Origin of the sequence: Burkholderia sp. SIMBA_062 (assembly GCF_046534765.1) — a bacterium.
In the GTDB taxonomy this organism is placed as follows: Bacteria; Pseudomonadota; Gammaproteobacteria; order Burkholderiales; family Burkholderiaceae; genus Burkholderia; species Burkholderia ambifaria.
The window spans coordinates 45,301-58,617 of record NZ_JAWRYD010000005.1 but is presented as its reverse complement, the minus strand read 5'-3'; the positions used below and the strand labels follow the sequence as shown (position 1 = coordinate 58,617).

Below are 13,317 nucleotides of genomic sequence, written 5' to 3'. Positions count from 1 at the left end.
TGGCAATTTGGAGCTTGTTTAAACATAGCACTACTAAACAGGAGGTACGACACGAGCCAGTCGTCCGCGCGGCAGTGAGCGCACCGTCGGGCGGCGGCGAAACTTTCAATGGGCTGGACGACCCGCGCTTTCTGCAATACGTCCGGCGCGGCGAGGTCGACGGGCAAGACGGTGAGCGCCGCTTGCGCAATATGGCGCTGCTGCGGTGCGCGACGCTCATCAGCGAGTCGGTAGGCATGCTCCCCATCAATCTGTTGGCGAGCGACAGCACCAAGGCCATGCAGTCCGACAACCCGGCGCATCGCCTCATCAAACTCAAGCCGAACGGCTGGCAGACCCCGCATGAGTTCAAGAGCCTGATTCAGCTACACGCGTTGCTTGACGGAAACGGGTACGGTCGCATTATCCGTTCGCAGCTCGGCAATCGACCGGTAGCAATCGTGCCGTGCCGGCGATTCTCGACTCGCCCGCGCCTGACCGAATCGTTCGAGGTTGTCTACGATCACGTCGACCCGTTCGGCAACGAAATCGAACTGACGTCGAGCGAGGTATTGCACCTGCGTGACGTGTCGCTCGACGGAATCCACGGAATTTCCCGGTTGCGTCTCGGACGTAACGCGCTCGACCTCGCGGAAGAGGCAGAGAAATCGACACAAACGCTGTTTCGCACCGGCGTAATGGCGGGCGGCGCGTTGGAAGCCGAAGAAGCACTATCCGATCAGGCATACGGTCGCTTGAAAGAGTCGTTGCACGAGGATCACGGCGGCGCAGAAAACGCGGGGAATTGGATGATTCTCGAAGAAGGGCTCAAGGCCAAGCAGTTCGGCACTACGGCGCAGTCGTCGCAGCAGATCGAAAACCGGAACCATCAGATTGAGGAAGTGGCCCGCATGTACGGCGTGCCTCGCCCGTTGCTGATGATGGATGACACGTCGTGGGGATCGGGTGTCGAGCAGTTGGCGCTGTTCTTCATTCAATACGGCCTGTCGCATTGGTTCGTACAGTGGGAGCAGGCGCTCGCCCGCTGCTTTCTGACCGACAAAGAGCTTGGCGCATATGCGTTCAAGTTCAACGAGGCGGCGCTACTGCGCGGCACGCTCAACGATCAGGCTGCATTCTTCAGCAAGGCGCTTGGTGCGGGCGGCTCGTCGCCGTGGATGACGCAGAACGAGGTGCGCGACACCCTCGACATGCCGCGCAATAATGACGCAGTGGCCGATCAGCTACGCAATCCGATGACGCAAAAATCGAAGGGGGATGCTAAACAATGAGTCTTTTGAGCCTGCCGGAAATCAAGGCGGCTTCGTGCCTGAAGGGCGGCGAGCAGATCGCGCGCCCGGACGTGCTGGCGCGCTGGCAACCGGAGATCAAGGCGACCGCCGGTGACGATGTTGGCGGCATCACGATCAACGGTGCTATCGGTGAGACGTGGGACGGCACGGGCGTTACGTCTAACCGAATCGCAGCGGCACTGCGCAGCATTGGCGCAGGTGTCCCGGTGGTCGTCAACCTCAACTCGCCGGGCGGCGATTTTTTCGAGGGCGTCGCAATCTACAACCTGCTGCGCCAGCACGACGCGGAAGTGACCGTGAACGTCATGGGGCTGGCGGCGAGCGCGGCGTCTGTCATTGCAATGGCCGGGGACAAAATCCTCATGGGCGACGGCGCGTTCCTGATGATCCATAACGCGTGGTCGGTCGCGGTCGGGAACCGTCATGACTTCATTACGGCGGCTGAAACGCTCGCGCCGTTCGATGACGCAATGGCGAGCCTGTACGCGAAGCGCTCGGGCATGAGCAAGGCCGACGCCGCTGTGTTGATGGACAAAGAAACGTGGATCAGCGCGGATCAAGCCGTGAAGAACGGCATGGCAACCGGCTTGCTGGACGACGCGGCAACGTCGAAAGGCGACACCAAGGCGGCGGAGCAGCGACGCATTCTCGCGACTGTAGATTCGGCGCTTGCAGGCTCTGGAATGAGCCGCGTACAGCGCGCGGAGGTGTTGGCTAGAATGCGCCCGGAAGTGAAGTCACGGACTACGAAAAATTGCGACGTGGCAGAAATGGAAGCTTCGCTGCGGAGCATCATGAGCAACGCCACCTCTATCAACTCCATCAAGGAATAAGGCATATATGGCAAAAGGCAAGCTGGCATCGGTGGTTCTTGCGGCACTGGCGGGTATTAACCCGCGCGGCATCCAGTCGGTGCGCGCCGACGTTGACCTGTCGACCGTGAAGGCACTTATCGAGGGCGTGAATGTTGCATTCGCCTCGTACAAGGCCGAAAACGACCGCGCGCTGGCAGAGCTGAAGGCAAGCGGTCACACGTCGAGCGACACGCTCGCGAAGGTCGACCGCATCGACGGTGATGTGTCGGAAATCCAAGCGGCAATCGACAAGATCGCGATTCAGATGGCGGGCGCACAGATGGGCGCGGGCGCGCAGGTCAAGGACAAGGAGTATTCCAACGCCTTCCATGCTCACTTCCAGAAGGGCGAAATCCGCGCGTCGCTCAACAAGGGCGAGTCGGAGCAGGGTGGCTATCTCGCGCCGGTCGAGTGGGATCGCACGATCACGAGTAAGCTGGTTCTCGTTTCGCCCATGCGCCAAATCTGCCGCGTGCAACCGACCGGCAAGGCGGCCTACTCGAAGCTGTTCAACATGCGCGGCACTGAGTCGGGTTGGGTTGGCGAGGAAGATAATCGCCCGCCGACCAACGGGCCGGCGTTCAAGTCGCTCGCGTACACGACCGGCGAAATCTACGCGAATCCGGCGGCAACGCAACAGATGCTGGACGACGCGGAAATCGACCTCGAAGCGTGGCTCGCGGCAGAGGTTCAACTCGAATTCGCGAAGCAAGAGGGCATCGGCTTCCTGACGGGTACGGGCGACAAGATGCCGACCGGTCTGCTGACGTACATCAAGGGCGGTGCGAACGCGTCGAAGCATCCACTCGGCGCAATCCAGACCGTCAACAGCGGCGACGCGAACGCGATCACGGCCGACGCTATTTTCGACCTCATCTATGACCTGCCGTCCATCTACACGCTCAATGCGCGTTTCACGATGAACCGGACGACGCAAGGCAAGGTGCGCAAGCTCAAGGACAACACGGGCAACTACCTGTGGCAACCGTCGCTTGTCGCGGGTCAGCCTTCGACGCTCGCGGGCTATGCCCTCACGGAACTGCCGGATATGCCGGACGTTGCGGCCGGTGGTACCCCTGTCATGTTCGGGGACTTCGCGCAAGGCTACCTCATCAATGACCGTGTTGGCGTCCGCGTCCTGCGTGACCCGTACACCAACAAGCCGAACGTGCAGTTCTACACGACCAAGCGCGTCGGCGGCGGTCTGCTGACGCCGGAATGCCTGCGCGCAATGAAGGTCGGCGCGACGGCGTAAGCGGCCCGTAGCACGTGGGGGCGGGCGCATGAGGGCGTGCCGCCCCCTTTTTTCGCATGGAGGGTGATAGATGGCAGTGTTTTCGAAGGCATGGCGAGGCGTTCCCGATGGCGAGATTTACCCGGTCACGTATGAGCCGGGCGACGAGTGCCCGCCGGAACTGGAATCCGCGGCCGGCTCTGCTGACGCGCTGGAAGGTGGCAAGCCGAAGGCATCGGCGCGAGGCAAGGCGGCGACCGAATGAGCGTGATTCCGCTTTCATTGGCGCTGTCGTTCGTGCGGCAGGATGAGGGCGTCGAAGATGACGTATGCGCGGTGTTGCTCGACGGTGCAGAGGCGTCGGCGTTCGCGTACCTGAATCGTGACGTGTACCCGGATCAAGATGCGCTCGATGCCGCGAGCAAGGCCGGCACGGCAGGCCCGTTCGCGATGGTGATAAACGGGGCAATTAAGGCGGCAATCCTCAAGATGTTCGCGGAGCAACACACGAACCGGGAGGATTCGGCGGGCGGGCAAGCGGTCGCGGAATTGCCGTTCAACTCGCGCGCACTGCTGCGGCCGTGGCGCGTCATTCCGGGGGTGTGAAGTGTCGGGGACAACAACCAAGGCAGGAAGGTATAACCGCCGCGTGCGAATTGAAGCGCTGGACCCTGACGCGCAGGACGCCTACGGCCAGCCGAAGGAAGCGTGGGTGAAGGTGTGCGAGGTATGGGCCGACATCATGGGTAAATCGGGCTCACAGGTGATTCGCTCGGATCAGCCGGTGGGCGAGGTCAAAACATCGATTCGTGTGCGCTACAGGGAGGGGCTGCACGAGGGCATGGTGGCGGTGTTGCTCGGCGCACGCGGCGCGAAATCGCAACAGTTCAACATCGACGCTGTTTCGCCCGACTTCGCGGGTCGCGAGCACGTCGACCTCATTTGTACGGCGGTGGACAATGGCCGACGCTGATTCGCTGACGGCTGCTGCGCTGCGCTCGGTCGCTGGAATGAAAGTCTATCCTGACCAAGCGCCGACCGGAGCAAAGCCGCCATACGCCGTTTATCAAGCCGTAGGCGGGGTCAGCATAGCCGACCTCGACAACAACCCGGACGACCTGCAAAACGCGCGTATGCAGGTCGCAATCTGGTCGCCGGATAAAGGGGAATCCGTCCGGTGCATGCAAGAAGCACGCCGCGCTATGATGCGCGCCGGTGCTGTTCCCATTGGCGCGCCGACGAGCGCATACGAGACGGATACGAAGCTGTACGGCCGCCGTCTTGATTTTTCAATCTGGTTCAAGGAGTGATATGAGCAGCACGGCAATCAACGCGCAGGGCTCGCGGTTCTACATCAACACGGGCAAGCCGGCGGACGCGAAACCGACGTGGACGAAAGTGAACAACGTAAAATCTTTCAGCGGATTTGATGGCAGTGCGAATGAAATCGACGTGACCGACCTCGACAGCAAGGCGAAGGAAAAGCAACCGGGCCTTATGGACAATGGCGCATTTTCGCTGGAAATCAACCGGAACCTGAAAGGCGCAGGTCAGGCGGCCATGCTCGCGGCGCAGAAATCGCAGGCTACGACGGACTACCAACTCGTCTACCCGGACGGCACGGCCGACCAGTTCCGCGCATTCGTGAAGTCGTTTCCGATCGCTGGCGGCGTGGATGCCGTCATGACCTCGACCGTCAGCCTGACGATCACGGGTGAAGTCGTTCCGGTTGCGCCGGGTGACGTTGCGACGGGCGGCGCGCCGGACGACCCCGCGCCGTCGAGCGGCGCATAATCTCAACGCGGTGGCGCGCACGAGTGTGCCGCCGAGTAGGAAAATTCTCGATAGATTCACCGATAAACGAATTAGGAGTACGAAAAACTAATGGCACTCAATCGCGATCAGATTCTCGGCGCGCTGGACCTCAAGTCCGAACCCGTCGAAGTTCCCGAATGGGGCGGTGAAGTTCTCGTGAGCGTGATGAGTGGTGCAGCGCGCGACGCACTGATGGAAACGCTGGCGACGCCGCAAAGCTCGTCGCGTTTCCAAGCAATCATGATCGCGTCGACCATCGTTGACGAGGCGAGCAAGCCGGTTTTCTCGACGGACGACGTTGAAGCGCTGACCGGCAAGAATCCGGACGTGATGGCGCGCGTCGTCAGCGTCGCTATGCGCCTGAATGGCATCGGCCAGAAGGCGGTCGCAGAAGCTGAAAAAAACTCCGACGCCGCCCCGAGCGCCTAAGCTGGTTTCGGCTGGCCCGCGAGCTAGGAATGTCGGTGCGGCGCTGTCAACAGGAGGTCGACAGCGCCGAGTTTGCCGAATGGCTCGCGTACGGAAACATTGAGCGGTTCGGGCCGGCTATGGACGATTTGCGCATGGGCGGAATCGCGGCGGCAATCTACAACGTAAACCGGGACACGAAGCAACGGCCGGAGCCATTCGGGCCGGCCGATGTGTTTGGATGGATGGAGGCGGGGAAGGCGGCAAATGAGCCGGTGCTACTGGCGGATGCGTCGGAGCAAACGGCGTTGATGAAGGCCAAGCTATTCGGGAACCGGCGACGTAATGGCGCTAAAAATGGAGGTTCAGAACCCGAACGGATTTAGTGAACTGCTGCAAAAGATGGGAGCCGCACTAGGCGAGTCTGCGTTACGCAAGGCTGCTGCTAGTGCGGCTTCTGTCGTTTTGAGGGAGGCAAAGGTACGCGCGCCCGTCGGGCCGCTGCCGCACCATCAAGGCAGCAAGCAATTTCCGGTCGGGTTCGGCCGTGATTCGTTGCTCGTGACCTTCAAACCGGAAATGTCGGTGGAAGGGAAGATGGCGACGTACACGGTCACATGGAGCAAGGACGCCTACTACCTGGCGTTCTACGAGTACGGCACGTCAAAGATGGCTGCGCGCCCGTTCTTTCGACCTGCTATCGACGCGACGAAAGACGAGCAGTTGCAGGCAATTCGCGATTCGCTGTCGCAATCAATGAGGGAGGCGGGTCTTGTCCAGTAACACCCAATACAACCTGACCGTCAACGCAGACGGCGTGCATGCCGCGCTTGAGCGCGCGCAAACGAGCTTTCAGAAGTTCGGCGTAACAGTCGACCTCACGGCGCAGAAAGCGGCGGCATCACAGCAGGCGTTCGAGGAATCCGTCAAGAACACGTCGGACGCCTCGGTGCGCGCACAGCGGCAGGTCAAGCGCTACATGGATTCGCTCGTACAGCAGGCACAAACGGCCGGCCAAACAAGCGAGGACATGCTACGACTGCGGGCCGCACAACTCGGCGTGTCGCAGGCGGCAGAGCAGCACATCGCCAAGATTGAGCAGGTCAAAGCAGCCATGTCGCAACAGGCGCAGATTGCGCGCGACGTGGCGATGGCAGAGCGCGAGGCAGCAGCGGCGGCCCGTGATGAAGTGGCGAACCAGACGGCCGCGCAAAATCTCGCAAACGCAGCGCAGGTCGCCAACAAGAAGCAGGCCGACCAGTTGCGGGCAGCCAGTGCGGACGCGACGGCGCAAGCGCAGATCGCGTCAGAACGGCGCGTAGCGTCCGAGTCGCAGCTTGCTTATCTGAAGGCGCAGGCAGCGGCAAGCAAGGCCAACGCGGCGGCTGTAGCGGACGCCAAGGCAGCGGAGGCAGCCAAGACGGCAGCAGCGAATGCAGGCGCGGCAGATCGGTTCAAGGCGTGGAATACGGCATCGCAAGCCGCCGTGCAGGCTTCCAAGTCGCAGGCGGCGGCTGTGCAGGCTCAAAGCACGATGACCGCGAGCAAGCAGATTGCGGACGCGAATGCAGCGAAGGTCGCGCAGATCGATGCGGCAAAGCAGGCAGCAGCAGCGCAAACGGCGGCGCTTCAGAACGTCGCGGCGAAGTCGGGCGGCGGCGGTCACGGCGGCGGACACGCTGGTATCTCTCGCGAACTGATGGTGTTGAGCCATGAGGCGGCGATGGGGTCGTGGAAAAACTTCGGCGGCTCCATGATGGTGCTGGCCGAACAGATCAATGTCCTGAGGTATGCGCTTACGCCGGTCGGCGGCGCATTCATCGCTGTTGGCGCGGCGGCGGCGCTCGCCTATATCAGCATCCACAACATCACGAAAGAGCAAAAAGAGCTACAGGGAGCGATGGCGCTCACGGCGAATTTTGCAGACCTGACGCAAGGGCGCTTGCTCGTGCTGTCGGATGCCATTCACAGCAGCCTTGGCGCGTCCGTTGGCGATGCGAAAACGGCGCTCAAGGAACTGGCGAAATCCGGTGTCGTGGTGGGCGCTGACCTTCAGGGCGTGGCTGAAGGTGTCGTTGCCTATTCGAAGTTGAGCGGCCAGTCGGCAGACGATACCGCCAAGATGTTCATTCAGTCCTACGGGTCGGCCGGCGAGGCCGCGCAAAAGTGGGCCGAAACGCATCACGACCTGTCGAAAGCGCAGATCGAGTTGATTAAGAAAATGGAGGAATCGGGCGACAAGGCTGGCGCTTGGTCTGCCTTCGTTCAGTCGGCTACGGACGCGGCCCGCGTCAAGGTCAAGGCCGATTTGAAGGAGATGGGCGGCGACATTGAGACGCTTGGTCAGCAGTGGGCGCGATTCTGGCGCGGTATCAGCGGCAGCGGCGACGAACTGACAAAGCGCCTCGACAACGTGCGCCGCCTGCGTGCGCAAAAGAACGATTCCGATTACAACCCGATGGGTGTCAACTCGGCCGAGTTCGATCGACAGATCGCGGCCGAGCAACAGGAAATCGACAAGCTGAACAAAGCGACGCGCGAGCAAGATGAGCACACGAAGGCTGTCGATCGTGCGCGCGCGATGGACGAGCAGCACGCCGAAGCCATGAAAAAGACGTGGACATGGCAGCAGAAACTTGCTGACGCCAACACGAAGTCGCGCGCTGGTATGAACGCGCGCATTGCGGCAGCGAAGGCAGCGAACAGCTACACGACGGAATACGCTGCGCAGCAAGCGAAAGACCTGCAAGCCGAGCTTGCGGCGAACGCCCGTGAATTCCACGGCCAGAAGCAGGCCAAGACCGCGGCCCCTGCTGTACACGATACGTTGCTCGAAGGCATCACGAAGCAAAACGAGGCGCTGTCGCTTCAGCTTTCGACGCGTGAGAAGCTGACTGCGGCAGCCCGTGTTCAGCTTGACGCGCAGTTGCGCATCACGGCTATCGAGAAGATCGCGGCGAACAAGCGCACGGCAGAGGATAAGCGAATCCTCGCTGACAAACAGGCGATTCTCGATGCGGCGGCCAAGGGCGTCGAGATGCAAAAGCAGGTCGACGCGCAAGAGGAATTGAACAAGCTGAAAGAGCGCGGGAAGCAGATCGACGCCGACATTCTGAACTATCAGCAATCGCAATCGGAGCAATACGAGGCCCAGCTACAGGCTATCGGGCTCGGCCGCAAGGAGCAGCAGCGCGTCGCGTCTGAGCGCTCGATTCGTCAAAAGTACCTGCACGAACAAGCCAAGCTCGACCGCGAGACACCGGAGGCATTGCGGGGCAGCGACGACTATCTGGCGGCGCAGCAGCGTATCGCGCAAGGGCGTGAAAAGTCATTGGAGGACAACCGACGCTATTACGCCGACATGGACGCCATGCAGGCGGATTGGATGACAGGCGTAACGCAGGGATGGCACGACTACACGGACGCAGCAGCCAGCAATATGGCGCTCGCGCAAACGGCTTTTGTCGACACGACGAACACACTACAGCAGACGTTCGACACGTTCGTTAGGACCGGAAAGCTCAACTTCGCGGACATGACGCGCAGCATTCTGTCCGACCTTGCCAAGATCGCGGCGCAGAAAGCGATTGTCGGGCTGGTCAACATGGGAGTTTCGGCCGTGTCCGGCTTCATGGGCGGTGGCGCGGACATTCCGGCGGACACGGCAAGCACGACGACCGGGCTCAATCAGTATGGTTTCCACCTCGCGACGGGCGGCGCAGTGTCGGGGCCGGGGTCGAGTACGAGCGACAGCATTCCCGCGTGGCTGTCCGATGGCGAATACGTCGTGAAAGCGGCGGCCGTCGACCGCATTGGTGTGCATACGCTTGACGCGCTGAATGCGGGTCATTCGCTTGGCGCTGTCGCTAGGTTTTCGTCCGGCGGTGCGGTAGGCTCGGTGGCCCGCGCGACACGTCCGGAACGCGGAAATACGACGCTCGTCGACGTGACGGTGAATGCGGACGGGGGCGGTCTGGATGCGTCGGATATTCCGGGGTTGAAGGCCGACATTCAGGCGCTTATCGACGCTCGCATCGCGCAGAAAATGAAGGGGCAGGGCGGGTATGCGTGGCAAATGGCAAACGGGAGTGTTTAAACAGTGCTGACGTTCGGATGGACTCCGACCGTCGCGAACTTCGGCGGTACGGCTACTCCGGTAGTTCGTAGCGCGAAGTTTGGCGACGGATACGAGCAGAGAGCGGCCGACGGGCTCAACAACGTAGCGTCGGCGTTCTCTTTGCAGTTCAACGGGAGCGAGGACAAGATTAAAGCCATTCTGGCATTTCTCCGGGCTGCTGGCGGGGCTGATGCCTTCTGGTGGACTCCACCCCTTTGGGACTCGCCGGGAGCGTTTTACAGCCCGTCATGGACGGAGGCAACAAAGGACGGGAACGTGTACACGATGACCGCGCAGTTTCAGCAGACATTCAGCGTAGAGGGATAGAGCACATGGAAGGATTGCAGAGGCTTGATTTTGGCAAGCAGCCGACCGGCGAGGGTGGGGATACCTACCGAAAGGCTGCGATCAAGATTCAGGCCAACTTTGATGCGATCAGCGCAGCGGTTGATACGAAGGCGAACGCAGGCGATTCCGCCGAATCGCTGGCCGACGAGATTGCGGCGCGCATCAAGGGCGATGCAGACACTACGGCAGCAGCCAACGCCCGAATGGATGCAGGTGACGCTACCGTGACCGACAACGCGAACAAATACGCGGAACAGGTCGGCGCGGCTCGCCTTGCCGATGCCAAGGCATACGCGGACGCGCAGGACGGGAAGGTGACGACCGCCGCAAACAGCCGTATGGATGCCGGCGATGCGAACGTGACCAAAGCCGCCAATACGCGTATGGATAGCGGCGACGCGGCTACGCTCGCATCGGCCAACGCTCGCGCCGATACGGGCGACGCGAACACGCTCGCGAGCGCAAAGAGCTACGCCGATTCGCAGGACGCGAAGGCAGCAACCATCGCTAACACGCGTATGGACATGGGCGACGCGAACGCGCTCGCATCCGCAAAGACGTATGCGGATGGCGTCGGCACGGCACGCTTGACCGATGCCAAGGCGTACACGGACACGGCCAAGGCTGACGCGATCGGTCAATCGAAGGCGTACACGGACACCAAGTCGGCGGCAACGCAGTCGGCGGCCGTGGCAAGCGCAAAGACGTACACGGATGGTCAAATCTCGGCGCTCGTTGGCGGCGCGCCGGAAACCATGAACACGCTAAAGGAACTGGCCGACGCGCTCAACGACGATAAGAACTTTGCGGCGACGACGGCTGCACAGATCGCACTCAAAGCCGATATCACGTCCGTTGATTCGAAGGATGCGGCGACGCTCGCGGCGGCGAAGGCATACACGGATGCCGCTCCGGCGGCAGGCGTGCAGAGGTCTTATGTCGACACGGGCGACGCGAACGCGCTGGCGTCGGCAAAGAGCTACACGGACACGGTTGCAGCGGGTGTGCTGAAGCCTGCTGCTATCGCTTCGCGTGGCGTCATCACGGGCACGAGCACGACGGGCGCGCTCGTGGCGTCGAATGGCGGCGGCACGGCTCAAACGTCGGTCATGCTCACACGCGAAGGCGCGGTTGCCGACCAAAAGCGATGGGAAATCATCCATGATGGTGTCGGAAAGCTGACGTTACGCACGGTCAACGACGGCTATTCGGCAGCAAACGAAGCGTTCAGCATCGCGCGTGCTGCTACGGGTGTTGGTCTGACATACATGGGGCTGATGCAGAACGGTGGGCGCGTGCTCGTAGGTGCGGGAGGGGATGATGGCGGGAACCTGCTGCAAGTGGCGGGAAACATGCGCGCTGCCAATTACTTCATTGCGGATCAGGGCGCGGGTCAGTCTGGATTGATCGGCATGAACACGGGCGCGAACGGGCCGAATATCGCTTTCTACGGTGCGAACACGGCCGGCTCCGGCGCAATCACGTTCTCGGCTGGCGGTAACGAAAGAATGCGCCTGACGGCTGGCGGCTCGCTGCTGGTTGGCACGAGCGCCCCGGCTGCTGGACCTAGCGCGCTCGTTGTGGGCGGTGCGGCTACGGTGTACTCCGCTACCAACGACACCGTTGCGTCGATCAGCGCCGGTGCATACAGCGGCGGCCTATCTATCGAGGCATTCGACGGCGCAAACAAGACGAAGAAGAATATCGTGCTTGCCGGATGGGGCGGTCGCGTGTTGGTCGGCAACAGCGTTGCGGATGATGGCTCGGCAGCGCTTCAGGTGCAGGGAGACAGCCGCGTATCTGGCAACCTGACCGTAAGCAAGTCGGGCGGCGGCGCGCGCGTAGACGATCCTGTCGGCACCAGTCATTCGAACTATTACCTTTACAAGCAAGGCGGTGTCGCATGGGGTATCCGTGGCGCGTGGAACGACAGCGACAAATTCCAGATTAACGCATATGACGTCACGACGGGCCTTGTGGCCCCCGCGTTCTCTGTTGCGCGTGCAACGCAGACTGTATCGGCATTGAAACGCCTTACGGTCGGCACGCAATCCGACGATGGAAGTTCGGCATTGCAGGTCAACGGTACGTCGACATTTAATAGCACGCTTTACGTCACGGCCGCGCAGTCCGGTATTGAATTGGGTTCGCAGTCGGCTGTTGGTAGTGGCTTCATTGATTTCCACACGGCGGGCGCGGTAGCGGACTACGACGCGCGGATTATCGCGTCGGGCGGTGACGCAGGCAAGGTGAATGCACAGCTTCAGCACATCGCAGGCAAGCACTTGTTCCAAGTGACCGGGAAGGGTACGGCGCTGATGGTCAACGAAGCCGGGCGAACGCAGGTCGGCGCAGTGATCGGCGATAACGGATCGCAATTGCAGGTGAAGGGCGACGCGAGTGTGGCCGGCACGCTGCGCGCTGACGCTGCCTACATCACGACGCTTTTCGGTAACGAAGCGGTCGGTATGGTCGGCACCGGCAACGTCGGGATGCTCATGAACAATACCAAAGCGGGCGTCCAGTTCAATGTGTACACCGGCCCGGGCGGAAACTTCAATGTCATCAAGGAAGGGTCCGGCACGGCAGCAATTCAGGTAACGGGAAGCGGGCAGCGAACGTTGATCGGCGGCGCGTCGGATGATGGTGGGTCGGCGTTTCAGGTGCAGGGGCAATCGTCTATGCGCGGCCGGGTGTACCTGACCGATGGCGCCGGAGTTAACGGCCATGCGGGCGAAATCGCTTTCAAGCGCAATGGCGACGACCTCTGCTTTTATCAGCGGGCATGGCCGGACACTGGCAACGCAGGCGTGCAGTGGGTGAACGCTGCGTATAACGCTGTCGTGGCAAGCATCGATAACGGTGGAACGTTGTGGCTCGGTGGCAAGCTCACGTTCCAAAACGGTTCTACGCTTAACGGCGACGGCAACCTTTTCATGACGTGGCGGCAACGTTGGCTGTCTGACGACATGGGGAAGCTAGACGACGCATGGAGCAAGGCGAACGACGCGCAGGTAAATCGCGCCGACCGCGGGGCACAGTGTCATCAGGTCGATAGGATCGAATGGGATTACGTTGGCTCGGTCAACAGCGCTATTCACAGCGTAGTTGACGTAGGCGATCCGTGGGTTGTGACAGGACTGCGGGTCAACGCGAGCACGTCGGGCATCACGGCGATTTGGCAACGTACTTCGTGGCTCCGTAACAACTAAGAACGCGGCGCGGTGCCTTGCTGGTGCCACGCCTCAA

Annotated in this window: 14 protein-coding genes; all 14 read left to right on the top strand. The window is 61.4% G+C overall.

Annotation, left to right across the window (positions count from 1 at the left end; all coding sequences use genetic code 11):
* The first annotated feature begins 74 nt into the window (after window positions 1-74).
* The 14 genes from SB786_RS06800 (at window position 75) to SB786_RS06735 (ending at window position 13,280) form a co-directional block, all read left to right on the top strand.
* On the top strand, window positions 75-1,271 hold the full coding sequence (locus tag SB786_RS06800; protein WP_410726856.1) for a phage portal protein: 1,197 nt from the start codon (window positions 75-77) through the stop codon (window positions 1,269-1,271).
* Window positions 1,268-2,125: a head maturation protease, ClpP-related gene (locus SB786_RS06795; RefSeq protein ID WP_410726855.1), complete on the top strand. Its 858-nt coding sequence runs from the start codon at window positions 1,268-1,270 to the stop codon at window positions 2,123-2,125. Before SB786_RS06800 ends, SB786_RS06795 begins: the two co-directional genes overlap by 4 nt.
* Before the next feature lie 7 nt (window positions 2,126-2,132).
* On the top strand, window positions 2,133-3,401 hold the full coding sequence (locus SB786_RS06790; RefSeq protein WP_410726854.1) for a phage major capsid protein: 1,269 nt from the start codon (window positions 2,133-2,135) through the stop codon (window positions 3,399-3,401).
* A gap of 70 nt (window positions 3,402-3,471) precedes the next feature.
* Window positions 3,472-3,645, top strand: coding sequence for a hypothetical protein (locus SB786_RS06785; protein ID WP_410726853.1), 174 nt, complete (start codon window positions 3,472-3,474; stop codon window positions 3,643-3,645).
* On the top strand, window positions 3,642-3,986 hold the full coding sequence (locus tag SB786_RS06780) for a head-tail connector protein (RefSeq protein WP_410726852.1): 345 nt from the start codon (window positions 3,642-3,644) through the stop codon (window positions 3,984-3,986). Before SB786_RS06785 ends, SB786_RS06780 begins: the two co-directional genes overlap by 4 nt.
* 43 nt (window positions 3,987-4,029) lie before the next feature.
* A complete protein-coding gene (locus SB786_RS06775) occupies window positions 4,030-4,353 on the top strand; it encodes a phage head closure protein (protein WP_410726851.1) in 324 nt (107 codons plus the stop codon).
* Window positions 4,340-4,690 carry a DUF3168 domain-containing protein gene (locus SB786_RS06770; RefSeq protein WP_410726850.1) on the top strand — a complete coding sequence of 117 codons (351 nt, stop codon included), beginning with the start codon at window positions 4,340-4,342 and terminating at the stop codon, window positions 4,688-4,690. Before SB786_RS06775 ends, SB786_RS06770 begins: the two co-directional genes overlap by 14 nt.
* Window positions 4,662-5,174 carry a phage tail tube protein gene (locus SB786_RS06765; protein ID WP_410726849.1) on the top strand — a complete coding sequence of 171 codons (513 nt, stop codon included), beginning with the start codon at window positions 4,662-4,664 and terminating at the stop codon, window positions 5,172-5,174. The genes SB786_RS06770 and SB786_RS06765 overlap by 29 nt, the downstream gene beginning before the upstream one ends.
* A 90-nt stretch (window positions 5,175-5,264) precedes the next feature.
* Window positions 5,265-5,624 carry a hypothetical protein gene (locus SB786_RS06760; RefSeq protein ID WP_410726848.1) on the top strand — a complete coding sequence of 120 codons (360 nt, stop codon included), beginning with the start codon at window positions 5,265-5,267 and terminating at the stop codon, window positions 5,622-5,624.
* A 29-nt stretch (window positions 5,625-5,653) separates the two neighbouring features.
* Window positions 5,654-5,989 carry a hypothetical protein gene (locus SB786_RS06755; protein WP_059856697.1) on the top strand — a complete coding sequence of 112 codons (336 nt, stop codon included), beginning with the start codon at window positions 5,654-5,656 and terminating at the stop codon, window positions 5,987-5,989.
* Complete coding sequence (locus SB786_RS06750; protein ID WP_410726847.1) at window positions 5,961-6,386, top strand: HK97-gp10 family putative phage morphogenesis protein; 426 nt, start codon at window positions 5,961-5,963, stop codon at window positions 6,384-6,386. The genes SB786_RS06755 and SB786_RS06750 overlap by 29 nt, the downstream gene beginning before the upstream one ends.
* Window positions 6,376-9,699: a phage tail tape measure protein gene (locus SB786_RS06745; protein WP_410726846.1), complete on the top strand. Its 3,324-nt coding sequence runs from the start codon at window positions 6,376-6,378 to the stop codon at window positions 9,697-9,699. The genes SB786_RS06750 and SB786_RS06745 overlap by 11 nt, the downstream gene beginning before the upstream one ends.
* A gap of 3 nt (window positions 9,700-9,702) precedes the next feature.
* Window positions 9,703-10,047 carry a phage tail protein gene (locus tag SB786_RS06740; protein WP_410726845.1) on the top strand — a complete coding sequence of 115 codons (345 nt, stop codon included), beginning with the start codon at window positions 9,703-9,705 and terminating at the stop codon, window positions 10,045-10,047.
* Between the two features lie 5 nt (window positions 10,048-10,052).
* Window positions 10,053-13,280 (top strand): hypothetical protein, encoded by a 3,228-nt coding sequence (locus SB786_RS06735; RefSeq protein ID WP_410726844.1) that lies wholly within the window; start codon window positions 10,053-10,055, stop codon window positions 13,278-13,280.
* Window positions 13,281-13,317: the final 37 nt, after the last annotated feature.